The sequence below is a fragment of the Mesorhizobium sp. WSM4906 genome, from assembly GCF_029674625.1.
Classification (GTDB): domain Bacteria; phylum Pseudomonadota; class Alphaproteobacteria; order Rhizobiales; family Rhizobiaceae; genus Mesorhizobium.
Genome location: NZ_CP121355.1, coordinates 3167073 through 3188156 on the forward strand (window position 1 = coordinate 3167073; position 21084 = coordinate 3188156).

Annotated in this window: 18 protein-coding genes; 10 read left to right on the forward strand and 8 right to left on the reverse strand. The window is 62.2% G+C overall.

Translation table 11 applies throughout. The annotated features are described in order from the left end of the window. Window positions 1-35 precede the first annotated feature (35 nt). Window positions 36-797 carry an ATP-binding protein gene (locus tag QAZ22_RS15150; RefSeq protein ID WP_278207583.1) on the reverse strand — a complete coding sequence of 254 codons (762 nt, stop codon included), beginning with the start codon at window positions 795-797 and terminating at the stop codon, window positions 36-38. A gap of 498 nt (window positions 798-1295) precedes the next feature. Here QAZ22_RS15150 and QAZ22_RS15155 point away from each other — a divergent pair, with 498 nt between their 5' ends. The 6 genes from QAZ22_RS15155 (at window position 1296) to QAZ22_RS15180 (ending at window position 5896) form a co-directional block, all read left to right on the forward strand. Continuing rightward, window positions 1296-2021: an alpha/beta hydrolase gene (locus QAZ22_RS15155; protein WP_278207584.1), complete on the forward strand. Its 726-nt coding sequence runs from the start codon at window positions 1296-1298 to the stop codon at window positions 2019-2021. Window positions 2022-2093: 72 nt separating this feature from the next. Beyond that, window positions 2094-2852: an SDR family oxidoreductase gene (locus QAZ22_RS15160; RefSeq protein WP_278207585.1), complete on the forward strand. Its 759-nt coding sequence runs from the start codon at window positions 2094-2096 to the stop codon at window positions 2850-2852. A gap of 226 nt (window positions 2853-3078) precedes the next feature. Beyond that, window positions 3079-3909, forward strand: a complete 831-nt coding sequence (locus QAZ22_RS15165; protein WP_347566945.1) for an alpha/beta hydrolase — start codon at window positions 3079-3081, stop codon at window positions 3907-3909. 97 nt (window positions 3910-4006) lie between these two features. After that, a complete protein-coding gene (locus QAZ22_RS15170) occupies window positions 4007-4420 on the forward strand; it encodes a cupin domain-containing protein (protein WP_278207588.1) in 414 nt (137 codons plus the stop codon). An 18-nt stretch (window positions 4421-4438) separates the two neighbouring features. Then, on the forward strand, window positions 4439-5191 hold the full coding sequence (locus QAZ22_RS15175; protein WP_278207589.1) for an SDR family oxidoreductase: 753 nt from the start codon (window positions 4439-4441) through the stop codon (window positions 5189-5191). Window positions 5192-5248: 57 nt separating this feature from the next. Further along, window positions 5249-5896: a hypothetical protein gene (locus QAZ22_RS15180; RefSeq protein WP_278207590.1), complete on the forward strand. Its 648-nt coding sequence runs from the start codon at window positions 5249-5251 to the stop codon at window positions 5894-5896. Window positions 5897-6013: 117 nt separating this feature from the next. On the opposite strand, the gene QAZ22_RS15185 is transcribed toward QAZ22_RS15180, so the two are convergent. Genes QAZ22_RS15185 through QAZ22_RS15200 form a run of 4 tightly spaced genes read right to left on the reverse strand, consistent with a single transcriptional unit; the run spans window position 6014 to window position 11514 of the window. Continuing rightward, window positions 6014-6697, reverse strand: coding sequence for a response regulator transcription factor (locus QAZ22_RS15185; protein WP_278207852.1), 684 nt, complete (start codon window positions 6695-6697; stop codon window positions 6014-6016). Further along, window positions 6687-7076, reverse strand: coding sequence for a response regulator (locus QAZ22_RS15190; RefSeq protein ID WP_224706964.1), 390 nt, complete (start codon window positions 7074-7076; stop codon window positions 6687-6689). Before QAZ22_RS15190 ends, QAZ22_RS15185 begins: the two co-directional genes overlap by 11 nt. Before the next feature lie 2 nt (window positions 7077-7078). Beyond that, window positions 7079-7720: a response regulator gene (locus QAZ22_RS15195; RefSeq protein ID WP_278207591.1), complete on the reverse strand. Its 642-nt coding sequence runs from the start codon at window positions 7718-7720 to the stop codon at window positions 7079-7081. Beyond that, the gene (locus tag QAZ22_RS15200; protein ID WP_278207592.1) at window positions 7717-11514 is read right to left on the reverse strand and encodes a PAS domain-containing protein; all 3798 of its coding nucleotides are present in this window, start codon (window positions 11512-11514) and stop codon (window positions 7717-7719) included. Before QAZ22_RS15200 ends, QAZ22_RS15195 begins: the two co-directional genes overlap by 4 nt. A 425-nt stretch (window positions 11515-11939) precedes the next feature. Here QAZ22_RS15200 and QAZ22_RS15205 point away from each other — a divergent pair, with 425 nt between their 5' ends. Then, window positions 11940-12857, forward strand: coding sequence for an MBL fold metallo-hydrolase (locus QAZ22_RS15205; RefSeq protein WP_278207593.1), 918 nt, complete (start codon window positions 11940-11942; stop codon window positions 12855-12857). 433 nt (window positions 12858-13290) lie between these two features. On the opposite strand, the gene QAZ22_RS15210 is transcribed toward QAZ22_RS15205, so the two are convergent. After that, complete coding sequence (locus QAZ22_RS15210) at window positions 13291-14373, reverse strand: site-2 protease family protein (RefSeq protein WP_278207594.1); 1083 nt, start codon at window positions 14371-14373, stop codon at window positions 13291-13293. Window positions 14374-14744: 371 nt separating this feature from the next. Next, window positions 14745-15026: a hypothetical protein gene (locus tag QAZ22_RS15215; protein WP_278207596.1), complete on the reverse strand. Its 282-nt coding sequence runs from the start codon at window positions 15024-15026 to the stop codon at window positions 14745-14747. A 366-nt stretch (window positions 15027-15392) separates the two neighbouring features. On the opposite strand from QAZ22_RS15215, the gene QAZ22_RS15220 reads away from it, so the two are divergent. Genes QAZ22_RS15220 through QAZ22_RS15230 form a run of 3 tightly spaced genes read left to right on the forward strand, consistent with a single transcriptional unit; the run spans window position 15393 to window position 20290 of the window. Continuing rightward, window positions 15393-16445 carry an HlyD family efflux transporter periplasmic adaptor subunit gene (locus QAZ22_RS15220; protein WP_278207597.1) on the forward strand — a complete coding sequence of 351 codons (1053 nt, stop codon included), beginning with the start codon at window positions 15393-15395 and terminating at the stop codon, window positions 16443-16445. Beyond that, window positions 16429-19161 (forward strand): ribosome-associated ATPase/putative transporter RbbA, encoded by a 2733-nt coding sequence (gene rbbA, locus QAZ22_RS15225; protein WP_278207598.1) that lies wholly within the window; start codon window positions 16429-16431, stop codon window positions 19159-19161. The genes QAZ22_RS15220 and rbbA overlap by 17 nt, the downstream gene beginning before the upstream one ends. 4 nt (window positions 19162-19165) lie before the next feature. Continuing rightward, entirely contained in the window at window positions 19166-20290 is a 1125-nt protein-coding gene (locus tag QAZ22_RS15230; protein ID WP_278207600.1) for an ABC transporter permease, read from the forward strand. A 358-nt stretch (window positions 20291-20648) separates the two neighbouring features. Here the strand turns inward: QAZ22_RS15230 and QAZ22_RS15235 are convergent, their stop codons facing one another. After that, complete coding sequence (locus tag QAZ22_RS15235) at window positions 20649-21047, reverse strand: response regulator (RefSeq protein WP_278207601.1); 399 nt, start codon at window positions 21045-21047, stop codon at window positions 20649-20651. Window positions 21048-21084 lie beyond the last annotated feature (37 nt).

Genomic DNA, 21084 nt, shown 5'->3' on the forward strand with positions numbered 1-21084 from the left:
GCAAGCGCTCAGCTTCACAAGGCAGGTCGATCGGTTCACCCGGCGTCGAGTTCCGACGGTGCTGCCGGCACTCGCAGGATCACGGTCGTGCCAGCTCCCAGGATGCTCTCGATCTCGACGCTTCCGCCGTGTTCCGCGGCGAAATGCTTCACCATCGGCAAGCCGACACCACCCCGGCCCTTGCCCTTCGTGGTGAAAAATGGCTCGAAGGCGCGGGCAACGGTCTGCTGCGTCATTCCGATACCCCTATCGACGATGCGAAGCTCGATAAGAGTGGGACGGCCTTGAACGACGGTGGCGTCGATTAAGATCAAACCGCCGCCCGGCATTGCGTCACGCGCGTTGAATAGAAGATTTAGGACCGCATTCTGCAGGCCCAAGCGATCGCATTTCGCGCGAGGCAGGCCGGATCCGACACGAACCTCAAGCTGGATATGCGGCTCGCACGCATACCGGATGAGGGCCTCGACCTCGATCAGGCAAGCACCTACGTTGGTTTCCTCGATCTCGGGATGGCTCTCTTGAGCCCTGCTTATCGTCTCCCGAACAAGTGCGCCGGCCCGCAGCAAGGCCGTCCTGGCGCTGCCGATCACGGGCTCGAGCGCGGGAGCCACCGAGACGTCAGGTTCCCGTGCGATGCGGTTTAGCGCGGATAACGCGATCTGGATAAGATTGCCCAGATCGTGAACGGTGCCAGCTGTCGGCGGCTTCGTGTGCAGGCTGTGCCGAGCGGCTTCGGCGGATGAGTCACGGGCATACTCGCCCGCTGGGTCGGCTTTTGGCTCTGCGCTTAGCATCTCAGCCTCTTCTGTTCGGTAACGGCCTATGTCTCCGGGGACGCTATTTCGACGGGCCTTTGCCATCGATTGGATCGAGGGAGAGGGCTGACCATACCGCGGTATATGTCTTGCTGCGGATCTCGTTGGACCAAGCCCGTTCGATCGGTGCCAGGGCTTTATTGAGTTGGTCGTCCGCTTGTCCGATTCTCGGCCGACATGCTGGCTGCCTAGCCCGTACTGTCCGCTCCGCCCCTCCAAGTTTATCCGTGTCGTCTGACCGATCGATGCCTCCATACGCTGCCCTTTGCCTCTCGTCGGCTAGAGCTCCGAGTTGTCGAGTGCAACAACCCTATACTTTCGCATCGGAAGACCGATGCCCCCGTAGAATAGTTCAGCGCACAGGCTCGGAGCATTCTTCGCTGCAACTGGTAACGCCCGGTCGCAAAGGAGAAGGAAGTGCTAAGGACTACGAGAATTTTGATGCTCGCCGCGGCGTTTGCCGTTTCGGGTGAGGCCATGGCCCAACCCGCGGGCCGGCAGGTCAAGCCGACAATCGTGCTGGTGCATGGCGCCTTCGCCGAGTCGTCGAGCTGGAACGCGGTGATCGCCGACCTCAACAAGGACGGCTACACGGCCATCGCTGCGGCCAATCCTCTTCGCAGCGTCGCGGGCGATGCAGCCGCGGTTTCGGCCGTCGTCCGCTCGATCTCAGGACCGGTCGTGCTGGTCGGCCATTCATATGGCGGGCCCGTCATCACCGAGGCAGCCAATGGAAAGAACAATGTGAAGGCGCTGGTCTATGTGGCCGGGTTTGCGCCGGAGACCGGCGAGTCCAGCCTCACGCTTTCGGCAAAATTCCCCGGCAGCACGCTGGGCGACGCGCTTCTGCCGGTGGCGCAGCCCGACGGAGGCCAGGACCTCTATATCCGGTCGGAAAAGTTCCACGAGCAGTTCGCGGCCGATGTACCGTCGGCCAAGGCCAGCCTGATGGCGGCGACCCAGCGTCCCGTCGCCAAAGCCGCTCTGGCGGAGCCATCGGGTGTCGCCTCATGGAAGACGATCCCCTCTTACGCGATCTTTGGCTCAGCCGATCGAAATATCCCGCCTGCGGTCATGAAGTTCATGGCTGAACGGGCGCATGCCGTGAAGACCGTCATCGTCGAGGGCGCTTCCCACGCCGTGATGGTTTCGCATCCCGACGAGGTCGCCGCGCTCATCGAGGAAGCTGCCTCAGCCCGGTGAAGAGCCGGCTGCCCGCTACGGCCGGCATTCCGTTCCGCAACGCAATTCAGCATTAAAGGCAGGAGATTGGATATGAAAATCGTCATCATAGGCGGCACAGGACTCATCGGTTCGAAGACCGTCGAGAGGCTGCGCAAGAAGGGTCATGAAGTGCTCGCAGCTTCACCGAACAGCGGCGTCAACACCGTCACGGGCGAGGGCCTGGCGGAAGCTCTCGCTGGAGCACAGGTCGTCATCGATCTCGCAAATTCGCCTTCGTTTGAGGACAAGGCCGTTATGGAGTTCTTCGAGACCTCCGGCCGGAACCTCCTCGCGGCAGGCAAGGCGGCCGGCGTCAAACACCACATCGCACTCTCGATCGTGGGCGCCGAGCGCCTGCCCGATAGCGGCTACCTGCGCGCCAAGATGGTGCAGGAAAAGCTGATCCGGGAGTCTGGAATTCCCTACACCATCGTTCATTCGACGCAATTCTTCGAGTTCCTGGGCGGCATCGCCCAGTCGGCAACGGTTGGCGATACCGTAACTCTTCCGTCCGCCTACTTTCAGCCGATCGCGTCGGACGACGTGGCCGACGCCATGACGGACGTAGCGCTCTCGGCCCCGATCAACGGCATCATCGAGATCGCCGGGCCCGAGCCGATCCGCATGAGCGACCTCGTCGCGCGGTTCCTGAAGGCGACGAACGATCCGCGCAAAGTGATCGGGGATCCCCACGCGCGTTATTTCGGCACGGAACTGGACGACAGCTCGCTGGTCCCCGGTGATCATCCACGCATCGGAGCGATCCGTTTCGAGGACTGGTTCACCCACGCCCCGCTCCCACGACGCTGATCCACCGCGGTCGCGCATCGCCCGATGACGCGCAGTCTACCTTCAACGCGAAAAGAGCGAACCGATGAAAGACGACTTTTCCTCCTCCGCTGGAGCATCACGCCGGGACATCTTGTTAGGCGCACTCGCCACCACCGCAGCGACCGGCCTCTCCATAGCTGCGCCCGCGCAAGCAGGGCGGACGAAAGACCTTCCCTCTCCCAGACCAGACAAAGGACCAAGGACCATGAGCACCGTTACCACCAAGGACGGCACTGAGATCTATTACAAGGACTGGGGTCCGAAGGATGCCCAACCGATCGTCTTCCACCACGGCTGGCCGCTCAGCGCCGACGACTGGGACGCGCAGATGCTTTTCTTCGTCGCCCAGGGATACCGCACCATCGCCCATGACCGGCGCGGGCACGGCCGCTCCGCACAGGTGAGCGACGGTCACGACATGGATCACTATGCCGCCGACGCGGCGGCGGTGATCGAGCACCTCGGCTTGAGAGACGCCATCCATATCGGTCACTCGACCGGCGGCGGGGAAGCGGCCCGCTACGTCGCCCGCCATGGCAAGGGGCGCGCCGCGAAGCTCGTCCTGATCGGCGCCGTGCCGCCGATCATGGTAAAGACGCCGGCAAATCCAGGCGGCCTTCCAATCGAGGTGTTCGACGGGCTGCGCAAGTCGCTCGCCGACAACCGGGCGCAATTCTATATCGATTTCCCGTCGGGACCTTTCTACGGTTTCAACCGGCCGGGCGCGAAAGCGATCCCGGGCGTCATCCAGAACTGGTGGCGGCAGGGAATGATGGGCGGCGCCAAGGCGCACTACGATGGCATCAAGGCCTTCTCGGAAACTGATTTCACCGACGACCTCAGGATCATCGACGTACCAACTCTCGTCATGCACGGCACGGATGATCAGATCGTGCCGTTCGCGGATTCCGCGCCTTTGTCCGCAAAGCTCCTGAAGCACGGCACGCTCAAGGTCTACGAGAACCTGCCGCACGGCATGTGCACGACCCATGCCGAACTGGTGAACAACGACCTTCTCGCTTTCCTCAAGTCATAGGCTCACGCCGTACCGCCAGCTAGAGCCTGCCGCCGGCCGTCCTCCCCCCTCCGGCCGGCGGCTCCCAATCAAACCAAACCGCGACTGGAGCCAGACAATGATCAAGACCATCCTCTGCTGCGCAGCAACCGCAACGATTCTCGCAAACGGGGCACTTGCCCACGATACGATCGGCGAGAACGTCAAGCTCGTCTACGACCATCCGCTCCCCAACGTGCCGGGCAAGAGCATGCGCGCCGTGTTGGTCGAATATGCACCTGGCGGCACCTCCTCGGCACATACTCACCCGAAATCCGCCTTCATTTATGCGACCGTTCTCGAAGGCGCGATCCGCAGCAAGGTCAATGATGGGCCGGTCACGACCTATCACGCCGGCCAGAGCTTTTCCGAGTTTCCGGGCGACCGTCACGGCGTCAGCGAGAATGCCAGCGCGACTGAGCCTGCCAAGCTGCTCGCCGTGTTCGTCGTCGACACCGCCGAGAAGGAACTGACCACACCCTACGGCGAATGAAAGCCAAGGAGCAAAGCCATGTCCGCATTTGACAACAAGGTCGTCATCGTCACGGGTGGAAGCTCCGGCATCGGTCGCGCGGCGGCGCTTGGGTTTGCCAGGCAAGGCGCAAAGGTGATGGTAACCGGCCGCCGCGCGACGCCGCTGAAGCAGACGGTCGCCGAGCATCCGAACATTGTCAGCCTCGTTGCCGACGCCGCGGAACCCGAAGATGCTCCGCGCACCATCGCCAGGGCAATCGACACATGGGGTCGCCTCGACGTGCTGGTGAACAACGCCGGCGCCGGTGCTCTTCTGTCCCTGCGTGATGCTGCCGCTGAGCGGGTCGCGAACATATTTGCCGTGAATGTCTTCGGCCCCAGCCTGCTGGCGGCGGCAGCACTTCCGCATCTGGTGGCGACGAAAGGAGCGATCATCAACATATCGAGCACGTTGGGTCATCGGCCCGCGGCTGGCCTCTCCCACTACGCCGCCAGCAAAGCGGCGTTGGAACATCTGACCCGCTGTTGGGCGCTCGAGCTCGCGCCCGAGGGTGTGCGCGTCAACGCCGTCGCAGCCGGCCCGACCGAATCCGGTGCGCTTACGGGCATGATGGGGCTCTCACCGGAGCATGCTGCCGTCATCGAGGAAGCCGAGCGCGAGCAGATTCCGCTCAGACGACGCGGCAGCCCGGATGACGTCGCCAGGTGGATTCTGCATCTTGCCGATCCGGCCTCCGAATGGGTGACAGGGCAGGTCGTCGCCGTCGACGGAGGTCTGGGTCTCACATGATCGCGGACAATGAACTTCTGCCCCGGCTGCACGAAATCCGCTGAGGAGACCAGGAAGATGAACAGCGCCAACAGTCGTGAGCTTGCAGGAATTTCGGTTCCGGACACGCCGCTTGTGGAGCAGGCCTTCGACTATGCTCGCCGGGAATGCGAGCCTTATCTGTTCAATCACGTCGTCCGTTCCTGGTTGTTCGCGACGCGCATAGGACAGCTTCGCAACATCGCTCACGACGCGGAAGTCGTTGCCGTGGGAACACTGCTGCACGACATCACGCTTAACGAACGCTTCAACGGTCCCCGCCGTTTTGAAGTCGAGGGTGCGGATCTGGCGCGGGTCTTCGCGCGGCAAGGAGGTGTCGACGAGCGCCGAGCCCAATTGATCTGGGATAGCGTCGCCCTGAACTCGACACCATCGATCGGTCTCTACAAAGAGGCTGAGGTAGCGCTTTGCACCGCCGGGATCTGCCTGGATGTCGTCGGCTTGCAATACGAGATCGTCCCTGCCGCAGAGGTCGCAAGGATCGTCGAAGAGTTCCCGCGGCTCGACATGAAGCGGCGCATGACACGGTGCTTCTGCCACATCGCCGAGACAAGGCCCGAAACGACCTATGACAATTTCGTTCGGGATTTCGGTGAACGCTATGTCCCCGGGTACCGGGCACCTTCTTCCGTCGATTTTGTAGCAAGCGCCCCCTTCGACGAATAGCAGCACGCAAAACAGGTCGCATGAATTTGCCGCCTGACGAGTTCGGTTTTCAGCCAGTCGCCGTTAGTCGACGTTGCAATTCTGGCGCGCCGAATCCCGTTGACGGCCGGTACCCGATCAGGCCGAGGTCTCGCGCAGCGGGATGGGCAATGTCTCCCAAGCCCGGATCAGTTCGCCGATGGAGGCCGCCTCCATCTTGCGCATAACGTTGCCGCGATGCAGCTTCACCGTCACTTCGCTGATGCCGAAGTCGAAGGCAATCTGCTTGTTGAGGCGGCCGCGCGCCACGTGATGCAGGACCTCACGCTCACGTGGCGTCAATGTTCGAAGTCGTTCGACATTTCGCTCGACCACCTCCGCCTTCGCCCGTTGCGAGGCGTCCATTGCTATGGCTGCGATTACAGCATCAAGCAATGTCTGGTCTCGTACCGGCTTGGTCAGAAAATCCACTGCGCCGGCCTTCATTGCCTGAACCGTCATCGGTATATCGCCATGACCAGTGAGAAAGATGATCGGCTTCGGGTTGCCATTCTGGGCCAGATGATGCTGCAGGTCGAGACCGCTCGCTCCCGGCATGCGCACGTCCAGGATCAGGCAGCCGGGTTTGCGCAAGACGTCGGCGTGGAGCAATTCTCGCGTCGAGCCGAAGCAGACCGGCTGGAAACCCGCCGACAGGATCAGCTCTGACAGTGCCTCTCGAACCGCCGCATCGTCATCGACAATGATTACCAGCGGCTGCTCCGCTTCGCCTATGTGCGGTGACGGTGCCGATCTTCGCTGGAGCGGCTGGTCAACTCTCATCATTACCCTCCATTTCTCGATCGTTTAAGGCGTTGGCAACGGCGGCGAGCAGGGCTTGACCGTCGAAAGGCTTGCGGAAAAAACCGCTGATACCCTGGGCGCGAAACTGATCCGCTATCTCGTGGCGGCCGGTGATAAGGAACACGGGCAATTCCGAACGAGCCTTCTTCACTAGGTCGCGAAGTTCGAAGCCATCTGTGCCGGGCATTCCGATGTCGGTGATGAGCACGTCCACGCCCAACAGTCCGCAGGCGAGCAGCGATCGCGCCGAAGAGAAGCAACAAGCGACATAACCCGCGGATTCCAGGAGGTCCTCCAGCGACTCGAGGACTCTCGGATCGTCGTCGACAACCGCCACGACAGGTCGCATCTTGCTCACACTCAGATCCCTCCCGCTCGTCGAGAGTGGGTAATCGGTATCTCCAATCGTTCCGCCATGCGCACGAGATCGGCGAGCGACGCCGCCATCATTTTCTGCATCACGTTCCTTCTATGGATCTGCAACGTAACCTCGCTGATCCCCAACTCAGCCGCGGCCTGTTTGTTGAGGAGACCACTCACGACAAGCGGCAGCACGTCGCGCTCGCGCGGCGTGAGCTCCAGATAGCGTTGCCTCAACATGATGAGTTCGGCGCGCTCCGATCGCCTTTCCCGATCCTGGGCGATCGCCGTCTGGATTGCGGCCATGAGGTCGGCGTCACTGAAAGGCTTTGTCAGGAAGTCCACGGCGCCGTGTTTGATCGCGCGCACCGAGGATGGGATGTCGCCGTGCCCTGTTATGAAGACGATCGGCGGATGATCGCCCTCGGCGATCTGCTTCTGCAGATCGAGGCCGTTGATGTCCGGCAATTCCACATCGAGGATGAGGCAGGCGGGGACGTCCGGCTTTTTCGCCAGGACATAGTCGCCGGCCGATCCGAACGCGATGGCGCGCATGCCGTGCGACTCTAGAAGCTCACCAAGCGCTTCCCGGATGCGCACGTCGTCATCGACGATGAAGACCATGTGGTTGTAGGTCGTCATGCTGCCGCTTTCATTTCAACGGGCATTGTGAAGACGAACGTCGTTCCGTGCGGCTCGTTCTTCTCCACCCACAACCGTCCGCCGTGCGACTCGACGATCGAACGGCAGATCGCGAGGCCCATGCCCATGCCGTGCTCTTTCGTCGTAAAGAACGGCTCGAATATTCGGTCGGGAAACTCGATGCCCGGGCCACGATCGCTGATTTCGATCTGGATCGCATCCCTTACCCGGCGCACGCGAAGTCCAAGAACTCTGTCGCCCGCAACGGAGTCCATCGCATCCATGCCGTTGCGGATGAGGTTCACCAGAACCTGCTGAATCTGCACCCGATCGAGCGCGACGACAGGAAGGTCGTTTTCGACATCGATGTCCATACGAACACGCCGCCGCGCCGCCTCTTCAGCCATGAGATCACGCGCCTCCGCGACGACGCTGCCGAGCGTTGTGTAGGCCATCGCGTCTGCGGACTGCTTGAACAAGGCGCGGATGCGGCTGACGACATCCGCCGCCGAATTGGCATCCCGGATAATACGCTCCACCGTCTTCTGCGCCCGCTCGATATTTGGCGGTTCGGCCGTGAGCCAGCGCTGGCAGGCATACGAGTTGGCGACGACGGCCGCCAGAGGCTGGTTCACCTCATGCGCTATAGAGGCCGAAAGCTCGGCAAGACTCGCCGCCTGGCTCGCACGTGCGAGTCTCTCTTGCGCCAGACGCAGCTCTTCTTGCGCTCGAACTTCACCATCGATGTCCAGACAGACGACGTTCCACTGAACAATCGCCCCTTCGGCATTGCGCATCGGCGCTGCGCGCGTATCGACCCAGCAATATTCGCCATCGAAGCGCCGCAGACGGTGCCTCCGCGCATATGGTTCGCCAGTGGCCAACGAATGGGCATAATTCGTTTTGACGCCCGCCAAGTCGTCAGGATGAACACCTTCGTCGAGTGTGCGGGCCAGGCGCGACTTTCCCTTGCCGTCCATTGACTCCAACTCATATCCGAGGAATTCGCGGAGCTGACGGCTGCGATATATCGGCTCGCCATTCGGCGCGGCGCAGTCGATCATCACCGGCAGCGTTTCAACCAGCTGCCACAGCGAACGTTCTCTCTCGCGCAGCGCCACCTGCGCGCGCATCTCATCGTCGATGTCGATGGAAACCTGGTACCATTGCACGATCGTTCCGTCTCGATCGCGCAGAGGCTCGCAACGGCCCTCTATCCAGCGATAATTGCCGTCCCTCCAACGCCGGCGATATCGCATGATGAAGGAGTTGCCAGTTTTGAGGCAGTTGGCCGACGTAGCGAGCACCTCGGGAGCATCTTCGGGGTGAACCAGCTCTTGCGCCACCCTGGTGAAATCTTCGAAGCTTGCCCCGGAGATGCCGAGATCCTCCAAAGACCGCCTGTTGACGTAGGCCAGTTTGCCATCGGGCGTCCAGCTCCAGATGTGGACCGGCAAGGCATCGACAAGCTGCTGAAGCTCGCGTTCTCTTTCGCGCAATGCCTCTTGCGCTCGCATCTCGTCTTCGATGTCGATTGAAGCCATATACCATTGCACGATCGCGCCATCGGCGTCCCGTAACGGTTGCGCTCGCGCTTCTATCCAGCGGTAGACGCCATCCTTCTCGCGACGACGAAACCGGTTCACGAAAGGCTGGCCGGTGGCAAAGCCATTCGATGCCCTCCGGAACATTGTCGGAAAGTCTTCAGGGTGGGCCAGGTCCCGAGCCAAGGCATCGAAGTCCTCGATGTGCGTGGGTGGCGAACCGACCTTCTCCAGATATCGTTTGCTAGTGTAGGTGATCCTGCCTGAAGGAGCGAAGCTCAGGATATTCACGGGCACGACGTCAATCATCTGTTCCAGCTGGCGTTTGCTGCTCCGCAGTGCTTCTTCGGCTCGCACCTGATCATCGATGTCGTGTGACAACCCGTACCATTGTACGACGGATCCCTCCTCATTCCGCATCGGCTCTGCACGGCTCGACATCCAGCGATAGACGCCATCCGCGCGACGCAGGCGATAGTTCAGCGAGAAGCTCTCGCCGGTGATGATGGAATGGTTGAGCGCAGCTTCCAGCTTGGCCGCATCTTCGGGATGTACGACAGCCGCTATGGCAGCTGTCAGACCATTTCCTCCCGCACTCTCGTATTCTCCCACGTCGAGACCGAGAAACTCGACCATTTGCTTGCTGAAGAAGACCGGCTCGCCCGACGCAGACAGGCGCCAAAGGAAGCTCGGCACCATATCGACAAGTTGCGAGAGCTCGCGTTCGCGGAGACGCAGCGCTTCCTGGGCGCGCATCTCATCGTCGATATCGATGGAAATTGCATACCATTGTACGATCGCGCCGCTATGATCACGAACCGGCTCCCAGCGACCATCCACCCAGCGGTAGGCGCCGTCCGCTCGACGCATGCGATACTTCATCGAGTGGGGCTCGCCGGTAGCCAAGGAATGATGGAGCCTTTTCAAAAGGCGGGCAGCATCTTCCGGATGGACGAGAGACTGGATGGCTGCCGCCATCCGGCTCATTCCCGGCCTGTCCAATTGCGCCACGTCGTTCAGTCCGAAGAAGTCGAGCAAGCGTTTATTGAAGAAGATCGGCTCACCTTCGGGTGTCAGACGCCTGATCTGGACCGGGACCATGTCGACGAGCTGAGAAAGTTCCCTTTCCCGGCCACGCAGCGCCGTCACGGTTTTCTTGTAGACGTCATTGTCGAGTGCAATGCCATACCATCCCACGATACGACCGCGGCTGTCGCGTGCTGGCCGCGCGGCTGCTCGAGCCCAGACATAGATGCCGCTCGCGCGCCGAAAGCGAAACTCGACATTGAAGTGATCGCCTGTCTCTAGGCAGTGGCGCCATGTGGCTGCGATCTGCTCATAGTCGTCCGGATGAAGCAGACGCTTCCAGGCGGTATGCCCCTCGTCCAAAGACGCGTTCAGTTCTTCCAACGTCACCCCAAGAGAATTCTGTGCAAACGGGTGCAGGTAAATCCATCTGCCGGCCGCGTCGAACGCCCATCCGTTCCCGAATATGCTCTCAACGACCTTCGCCGATCGAATTGGTTCAGCCTCGCTTTCTACCGATGGGTCCAACCCTGCCGAGGCGAGTGCCTCCCTATCCGTCACCAGATCGTCGATGTCGACACTCACACTGTAGCCTGGTTCTGACCGCGTCTCGTTCCAGCGATAACTACCGTCGGCCTGGAGTTGCCGATGCCTCGTCACCTGAGGAACACCCGTCCAGAAGGCGCGGGCGGCAGCGTGAGCTGCGGCAGTCCGGTCATCCGGATGGACAAGGCTCAGCGAATGCGGAGCATCGGAAACGGCTTTGCTTTCGAGCGTATCACTGATGACGTCAGCGAATCGTTCCTTGGCCGCGGACGGAACATCACCGTCGATCAGTGCACCGTACCATGCAAGGATACGACCTATGCTGTCGCGCAACGGCTGCCCCGAGCTTCTGCTCCAACCGTAAGCACCGCTAGCGCGCAATAGGCGATGCTCCATATTGTAATGGTCACCTGTTTGCAGGCAGCGACGCCACATAGTGACGGTTGCGTCGTAATCGTCTGGATGGACTAGCCGCTTCCACCCGACCGCGCCCTCTTCCGAAGGCGAATTGAGCTCCTCCAGCGTTGTGCCGAGAAGCGTCAGCGCGCTAGGCGTCATGTAGGTGAACTTGCCCGAGGCGTCTGTCGCCCACGCGTTGCCGACCACGCCTTCGATGATCCGAGCCGCTCGCAATGCTTCGGGGTCGATTCCGCCAATGGACTTAAACGCTGTCGTCATTGCCTTCTCCTCCCGGATAAAGAAAACCGGAGACCGTCAGCGCCTTGTGTAGCACTCATCCTTGGATCTGGGTGGCGATTTGGCTTGCCAGCTTAACGTGGCCATGCCTCGGCCGCACCTCATGGAAATCCATGAGATGTGGCCGACCCGGCGTTGCGGATAAGGCTGTTAGACCTCTGGCGTGAAGGTTCAAGTAGCCATGGTGAAGGGGAACTGCAGGCAGGTGCTTGTGCGCGAGCTTGTCTTAGCGGGTCGCCGCTCGCCGGCAAAAGATGGCGTTCAGCACACGTCGGTCATTTATTTCGACACCCGCAACCTATCCCGTGGTGTGGCTCGCCCTCTCCCTCGACACAATCGACCAGCAAACGCACCTCGATGTACGTCGTCGATGCCGCGTGTAAGGCGGCGGTCAGCAGGAGATGAACATGAGCCTAAACAAAACCTCACACCCCCGCAGAACGGGGACCGAAGAGTTGGTTCCGTCTCGCTATGCGGTACGAGTCGGCGAGATCGAAGTGCTGGTGGTCAGCGATGGAGTGCTACCGCTTCCAACCAACATGTTGGGATACAACGCCGACCCCACCGTGCATGCGGCCTGGCTGAAGGACATGTTCCTGCCTCCGGACGCCTTCGACTGGGCGCTGAACGCGGTCGTGGTGCGCAGCGGCGGGCAGACCATGCTCATCGATGCCGGGCTAGGATTGGACCCGGAGTTGAACTTGCCGCGGGCCGGGCAGTTGATCAAGCGACTGGAGGCCGCCGGCATAGATCTCGGATCCGTGACCGACGTGGTGCTCACCCACATGCACATGGACCACGTTGGCGGGCTGCTCGTCGACGGGGTGAAAGACCAACTGCGTCCGGACCTGCGGATCCACGTGGCGGCCGCCGAGGTCAAGTTCTGGGAGTCGCCCGATTTCTCCCGCGTCTCAATGCCGCCAGGGTTCCCGGATGCGCTTCGGGCAACCGCCAAGCGGTTCAGGAAAGAGTACGCGAGCAAGCTGCGGCTGTTCGATGAGGAACACGAGGTGGCGCCGGGCGTGATCGTCTCTAGAACGGGCGGCCACACTCCCGGGCACAGCGTAGTCCGCGTGGCATCCGGCAAAGACCGGCTGATGTTTGCTGGCGATGCCGTGTTCACTGTCGGGTTCGAACACCCTGACTGGTACAACGGTTTCGAGCACGATCCCGAGGAGGCAGCTCGCGTTCGGGTCCGACTCTTGCGGGAACTGGCGGAGACCGGAGAGCTGCTGGTGGCTACTCACATGCCGTTCCCCTCCGTCGGCCATGTGGCGGTGGACGGCGATGTCTTTCGTTGGGTGCCGGTCTTCTGGGATTACTGACCGCTCGTTGGGTCAGGGCCTAAACTAGGGCGCGTACTCATAGTGTTAATGAGTTTGCGCCCTGGTTTTCCCGCAAGCTTGGCCGTTCGCATCACTTTTGCGACTCTCATCTTCGCTCGCCTCTGTGAACGGGGATCGATTCCACAGCCTTGGCTGCGACTGTGCCGCAAACGACGACTCACGTCACGCGATGATGGCAGCTTCTTCGGCATTCGGCTCGGGCTGGCTCCGTGTGCCGCGACCCTCTGAAACTGCAATCCAGTCGCCGATCACCTACGGGCGCCTTGGCCAGACGATTGAATGCCCGTTGCAGCAGGGTTGTTCCATATCCCGACTGGCATGCCGCTTTCACCACCGGTCACCGAGCGGCTAAAGACTTACCAAACCAAGGTGGCGGACGGCTTTCCATTGGCCGCCGCCGAATCGTTATCTGTCAGCTTGCGACGGCGCTGCGCAGCAGCATCAGCTCGCCGATGTTTTCGATGATGACATAGCCGACCAAATGGTCCTGGGCGTCCACCACGCCGACGGCAGGGGCAGCTCCCTTCTTCAGGTGTTCGAGCGCCTTGATGACCTTATCATAGTCGTGCATCACCGGGATATTTGCGACCATTGCCTCGATCACAGGAGTCTGACCGCCGCGCTGCTGCAGGCCGGTGACGAGCCCCTCACGCGTCAGCACGCCGCGCAGCCGGCCGCCATCGTCGACGATCGGGAACTCGTGTTGCGTCGTGCGCAACAAGGCCCGTGCCGCCTCGTCGAGGGTCGCGGTCGCCGGCAGGCTTTCGAACCGGCTGATCATGACATCGCGCACGTTAACGGCGCGCGCCGCTGCCTCGAGCCCCATCGCCTGCGTTTCCGCAGCGGCGGCGAGGTAGACGAAGATCGCGACGAATATGAGCAGCACGTTGCCGGCGACCAGACCGATGAAGCCGAAGGCGAAGGCGGCGAACTGACCAACGGTCCCTGCGATCTCCGTCGCGCGCTGGCGGTTGTAGCGCGTGGCGAGCAAGGCGCGCAGCACACGCCCGCCATCCATCGGAAAGGCCGGAATGAGGTTGAACAGGACCAGCCAGATGTTGACGGCGGCGAGGCGAGCCACGAACGCGACATGCGGGTTCTCCATCGACGTCAGCGCGTCGATGCCGACGGTGGTGCCAAGCGCGGCGACGAGGAAGGCAGCGATGACGACATTGACCAACGGGCCGGCAAACGCGACGACGATCTCTTGCGACGGCTTCTCGGGCAGGCGCTCCAGCTCCGCGACGCCGCCGATCGGCAAGAGCGTGATCTTTGGAGTTCGAATGCCGTAGCGACTAGCGGCAGCGGCGTGGCCGAGCTCATGCAATACCACGCAGGCGAACACGGCGCCGATGAAGGCGATGCCCTCGATCGCAGCCCGTGTTCCGCCCTCCTGGTAATAGGCGATGCCGATCCAGGCGAGCAGCAGCAGGAAGGTCAGGTGGATGCGGATTTCGGTGTCGCCGACACGGAGGATCGGGTAGGACCACTGCATGATGTGACTCCGTCGGTCGGGAAGCAGGCCGCGCCCGCAGAGAAGCATGCCCCCGTTTGCAGTCGCGTCAAGTGCCTCGTCATTCGTTCGGGCGTGCGCTCCGGCCGGCTGTCAATGCAGGGGATTTCGGCCGGTGCGCGCACCGACGGTGGGCCGCGAGGACCCGTTCCGTGACCGAATGTTGAGCCTCGCCGACCTTCAGCCAGGCGAAACGGTGTTCGGCGTGGCCTGCGGGACGGGCACGCTGGCGATCGCGGCAAGGCGACTGGTCGGTCCGGGCTTTAGCATGGCCGATATGGACGCGTTGGCCGAGATGATCGACGGGGCGCGCGCCAAGGCCGTTCGCGCCGCTCTAGGTGTGGCGCCACGCGCTACGGCTGGAGAAGTGCGCCACCGTACTGCGCCCAAAGGTGTTCGCAGTCCCAGCTTCTCAAGCTTGGCGTTCCTGGTTCGCCGTAAAAGACCATTGCACCGCGAACGTCGTATCCAAGCACCGACGCGTTGGCGACGAATTGGATGGCGCGCCCTAGGCTGACCGCGCCTATCCGCGCTTCAATTTTGCTGGTGAGATCGATCACTCCGAAGATTTCTGCATCCGCACCTCTGCCGGCCAAGACAGCCGTCGAGATCGCATCGTCCAGGGCAAGGAGCATCGGATGAGTCCCCGTAAGCAGCGCTTGCTAACTTCGATGCGCGAAATTTGTTCCCGCGTCCCTGAAGGAATCTGGGTCCATGGGTTGCCCGGCGGCGATTTCAGAGAATCGGCCCGACCCTGCACACTGCCTTGACCTGCTTGACATGCACATGGATCAGGCATTTCGCACTCGCTGAGGCGCCCGAGTTGATGCGGATCCTTTTGACGCAGATCAACGACCATCCGTCGCATCCGGACAAGGGTAAGAACAAGGCGCTGGCGCCCGTCGTCTTCTCTGGTGATTAGGAATCGACGAATGCCCAACACAACGGTCATCGATGACGGCACTGAGTTGCTCCCCTCGAATGACCGTTCGGCGGGCCGAATGCTTGTGCCGAATAAGCCCGAGATCAGCCTCCCGGAGATCATTCCTGCCGCCGTGAAACGGCGCCGCCGGCTTTGGCTCGCGTTGGCGCTGGTTGCGATCGCCGGCGCGGCGGCAGGCGGATATTGGTGGCTGCATGCCGCTCCCGCACTGCCCGCCGGGATCGCCTTCGGCAACGGCAGGATAGAGGCAGACGAGATCGACATCGCGGCCAAGTTCAGTGGTCGCATCGCCGCGCTTCTCGTTGATGAGGGTGATGTCGTTCGCGCCGGCCAAGTGGTCGCGCGGATGGACACGCAGGACCTTGAGATGTCGCTCCGCAAAGCCGAGGCACAGGTGCTTGGGGCCAATCGGATGCTCGACGAGGCGCGGGCGGGCGTCGAGCAGCAGAATGCCCAGGCCAAGCTCGCCGAGCAGCAGCTCACCCGCGCGATTGTCCTCGTCGACAAAGGTTACGCGACAGCCGAGATTCTCGATCAGCGGCAGCAGCAGATGAGCGCTGCCGATGCCGCGCTCGCGGCGGCCAATGCGCGCGTCGGACAAGCCGAACAGACGCTGGCGGCCGCCAACCACGATGTCGACCTCTACCGGATCAATATCGCCGACAATTCGCTCGTCGCTCCGCGTGACGGCCGCGTTCAATATCGCCTCGCCAATATCGGCGAGGTGGTCGGCGCCGGCGGCAAGGTCTTGACCATGATCGACACGGGCTATGTCTATATGGACATTTTCCTGCCTACGGCGGAAGCCGGTCGCACGACCGTAGGTAGCGCCGCGCGCATCGTGCTTGACGCCGCGCCTGAATCGCCGATCCCGGCCAAGGTCGTCTTTGTCTCCGGAGAGGCACAGTTCACGCCGAAGGCTGTGGAGACCAAGGCGGAACGCGACAAGCTGATGTTCCGAGTCCGCGTGCGCGTTGATCCCGACTATCTGCGCATCCATGCAGCGGAGGTGAGCTCGGGAGTTCCCGGGCTCGCCTATGTGCACCTCAACGGCAGTGCAGAGTGGCCGACCTTCCTTGCACCAGGGCGGACGGATGAGCCATCTCGCTAATGTCATCGCCGTCGAGGGGCTCTCGCACTCCGACGGTCGCAGGCTTGCGCTCGAAGGCGTGACGCTTACGGTCCCGACCGGCGCGCTGGTCGGATTGATCGGCCCGGACGGCGTCGGCAAATCGACCCTGCTCAGCCTGGTCGCCGGAGCCAAACGCATTCAGACCGGACGCGTGGAGGTCTTCGGCCGCGATATGGCCGACCAGCTCCATCGTTCTGCCGTGTGTCCGCGCATCGCCTTTCTGCCGCAGGGGCTTGGCAAGAACCTTTACCCCGATCTCAGCGTCCGGGAGAATATCGATTTCTTCGGACGCCTCTTCGGCGAGCCGGCCGGCGAGCGCGCCCGGCGCATTGACGCGCTGCTCGAGGCGACCGGCCTGGCGCCGTTTCCCGACCGCCCGGCCCGGAAACTCTCAGGCGGCATGCGGCAAAAGCTCGGCCTCTGCTGCGCGCTTGTTCACGACCCTGACCTACTTATTCTCGACGAGCCGACAACGGGCGTCGATCCGCTGTCGCGCCGGCAATTCTGGGAGTTGATCGAACGCATGCGAGCGCGGCGGGCCGGCATGAGCGTGGTCGTAGCCACCGCCTATATGGAGGAGGCGGAGCGCTTCGACGAGCTCATCGCCATGAATGCCGGGCGGATCCTCGCTTCGGCCACGCCGGCTGAACTGAAACGGCTGACAGGGCAGGGGAGCCTGGAGGAAAGCTTCATTGCGCTTTTGCCCGAGGCGGTTCGCGCCGGGCGTCGCGCGCTCTCAATTCCGCCGCGGCCATCGGGCGAACACGAGGCGGTCATCGTCGCTCGTGGCCTCACTCGGCGCTTCGGCGAATTCGTAGCGGTCGATGACGTGAGCTTCGCCATCGAACGCGGCGAGATCTTCGGCTTCCTCGGCTCGAACGGCTGCGGCAAGACCACCACGATGAAGATGCTGACCGGGCTGCTGCCGGCCTCCGACGGCAGTGCCTGGCTGTTGGGACAGCCGATCGATGCCACCAACATGCGCCTGCGTAGGCGTGTCGGCTACATGTCCCAGTCTTTCTCGCTCTATACCGAGCTGACCGTCAGGCAGAATCTCGATCTGCATGCCCGTCTCTTCCACATCGCCGCCGACAGGGCGAAATCGCGCATCGCCGCGCTCATCGAGCGGTTCGGCTTCGGCCCTTATGTGGACCAGCGGGCATCGGAGCTGCCCCTCGGCATCCGTCAGCGGCTCTCTCTCGCCGTCGCCGTCGTGCACGAGCCGGAGGTCCTTATCCTCGACGAGCCCACCTCCGGAGTTGACCCGCTTGCGCGCGACAGCTTCTGGGAGCTCCTCGTCGAGCTTTCGCGGCGGCAAGGCGTCACCATCTTCGTCTCGACCCATTTCATGAACGAGGCGGCGCGTTGCGATCGCGTCGCGCTCATGCATGGCGGCAGGGTGGTGGCCGCCGGCACGCCGACGGAGCTGGCCGAAGCCAAAGGCGCAGCCGATCTCGAGGATGCCTTCGTGGCCTATCTGCAGTCTGCAGGCGGCGAAGGCTCAAGCTCGGTCAGCGGTCCGCCAGAGCCTGAGCGCGCCGCGACCTCTTCGTCCGCGCGCGTGGCACCGCGGGCCGGCTTCAGCCTGGGGCGGCTTTTCGCCTATTCGTGGCGCGAGGCGCTGGAGCTTTGGCGCGATCCAGTGCGGCTCGGTTTCGCCCTGCTCGGCACGGCATTCCTCATGATCGTCTTCGGGCTCGGCATCAATACCGATGTCAATCAGGTGACTTTCGCCGTCCTGGACCGCGACAACACGCCGGAAAGCCGTGCCTATCTGCAGGAGTTCCGCGGATCGCCCTATTTTGCGGAACGCAAAACACTGGCCAACTACGACGATCTCGATCGGGCGCTGCGCAGCGCCGCCTTCGCATTGGCCATCGAGGTACCGCCGGGCTTCGGCCGCGACCTCCGGCGCGGGTCAGCACCCGAGATTGGCGCTTGGGTCGACGGCGCCATGCCTTTCCGTGCTGAAACCGTCCGCGGCTATCTCGCTGGCCTGCATCAGCAATATGTCGCCGATGTCGCGGGCGCGGCCGGCAGTCGGCCAGCGTCGCCGGTCATCGAGACTCGATTCGTCTACAATCAGGACTTCAAGAGCATCTTCGCCATGGTGCCGGGGACGATCGCGATGCTGCTGGCATTCATGCCTGCAATGTTGATGGCTGTTGGCGTCGTCAGGGAGAAGGAGCTGGGTTCGATCGTCAATCTCTACGTCACTCCCGTCACGCGGCTCGAATTTCTCCTGGGCAAGCAACTGCCCTACGTCATCCTTTGCCTGATCAGCTTTCTTACCCTCTTCCTAATGGCCGTTTTGCTGTTCGGCGTGACGCTGAAGGGAAGCTTCTGGGTGCTCCTTCTCGGCGCGCTGCTCTACGTGACGGCGATGACCGGCTACGGCTTGGTGATCTCGGCATTCACGCGAACCCAGATTGCCGCGCTCTTCGTCGCGGGAATCATGACCTCGCTGCCCGCCGTGCAGTTCTCCGGCATGTTGGCGCCCGTCTCCTCGCTGGTGGGTTTTCCGGCCTTCATGGCCCATACCTTCCCGGCGATGTATTTCCTGCGCATCTCGGTCGGCACCTTCACCAAGGCGCTCGGCTTCCAGGAACTTGCCGGAAGCCTGTTGGCGCTGGCGGTCTTCATCCCGATCCTCATCTTGATCAGCCTGGCATTCCTCCGCCGCCAGGAGGCATGATGTCATGCAGCACCTGGCAAACATCTTCTGGCTCGGCACCAAGGAACTGCGCAGCTTCTCGCGCGATTTCGTGCTCTTCGGCTTCGTCATCTACTCCTTTACGCTGGCGGTCTATGCGCAGGCCGAGAGCCCGGCGCAAGAGGCCCACAACTCTTCCGTCGCCATTGTCGATGAGGACCATTCGGCGCTCTCGCGTGCGATTGCCGCAGCCCTGCTGCCGCCCTATTTCAGCTCCCCGACCGAGGTCGTCGCCGGTCAGGTTGACGAACTGATGGACACCGCCCGCAGCACGTTCGTCCTCGATATTCCACCGCATTTCGAGCGCGACATCCTGGCGGGCCGCCAACCGGTCATCCAGGTCAATGTCGACGCCACCGCCATGATGCAGGCAGGCATCGGCGCCGGCTATCTGGAGCAGATCATCGCTCGCGAAATCGCCCGCTCCGCTACGGCTTCCGAAACTTCGCAGGCCGAGCCTGTGAATCTCGCTGTTCGCGTCGCCTTCAATCCCAATCTCACCACGCAACTCTTCAATGCGGTCATGGCCATCATCGGCAACGTCAACATGCTTGCCATCATACTTGCGGGTGCGGCAATCATCCGCGAGCGGGAGCACGGCACGATGGATCATCTGCTGATCATGCCGCTCACGCCTTTCGAGATCGCGGCTGCAAAGGTGTGGGCGAATGGCCTGGTGATCACCGTCGCGGTCGGCCTGTCACTCTGGTTGGTGATAGAGACGCTGCTCGGAATTCGGATCGTCGGTTCCGTCCCGCTCTTCATGGCGGGCGTCACGATCTATTTGTTCTTCGCAACCGCCATCGGCATCTTCCTGGGCACGGTGGCTCGCTCGATGCCGCAGCTTGGGCTCCTGTTCGTCCTGGTCGCTTTGCCAATGAACATCCTGTCCGGTGGCAACACGCCACTCGACAGCATGCCGGCGTTCTTACGTACGGTAATGCAGTTGTCGCCCTCGACCCATTTCGTAAGCTTCGCGCAGGCTATCCTCTATCGAGGCGCCGGCATTGACGTGGTCTGGCCGCAGTTTGCTGTCGTCGGAATCGCCGGCGGCGTATTCTTCGCCCTCTCCATCATGCGTTTCCGCAAGATCAGCGCCGCCATGATGTGACGTCGCGATGCTGACCGCGGCGCTGTGGCTCGTGACCCTCATCGTGTTCGCTCCGATCGCCGGAGGGAAGTCGTTGGCTGTACAGCGTCTCAACGAGCCGCATGGCCAACTTGCGTGGGTTGGGCGCGGTGTATGACAAGTGCGTCAGATCCGATCAGCGCCAGCAGCGCCACGACGGCCGTTACCAGCTGCGGAACCTGAAGGGCGCCGAAGTTGCCAGAAGCGAAAGCCGGCACAGTGACTTCGGTTTCGGAGGAAGGCGGTGGTCGCAATCCGCCTGATCGCCGACCCTGCACTCGCCAATCCCGACACGCCCAACATTTTTGAAGGCCCGCCCAGACGTGCTTACGCCGTTCGTTCAATGCCTGTCCTGACGCTCCAAGGCGCCCCGAATGCTGTCACTCAGGGTGTGATTGAAGAACGGCTTTTCGACAATCGGGATCCCGGCGGCGGCTGCGCTCTCCCGCAGCATCTTACTCGGAGACGAGGTGATCAAGATCGCCGGCAGCCGAACCTGCCCGTTCCGTAGTCGCTGCAGCAGTTCGAGCCCGTTCACTGCCGGCAAGTCGTAGTCGATGACCAGGCAGCCAAAGGGCGGCAGCGTCACCTCGTTCAACACCTCTGTCGCATCGGCGTAGGTGCGGACCGAAAACCCCTCGAGCTCGAGCGAGAATTTGAGTGATCTCAGTACCGCCGGGTCGTCATCAACCACGATTACTGTCGGTTTGTCGCGCGATACGGAATCCGCAGCTTCCATCGCATTGACCTCCAAGCATCCGTTCACGATCCAGTAA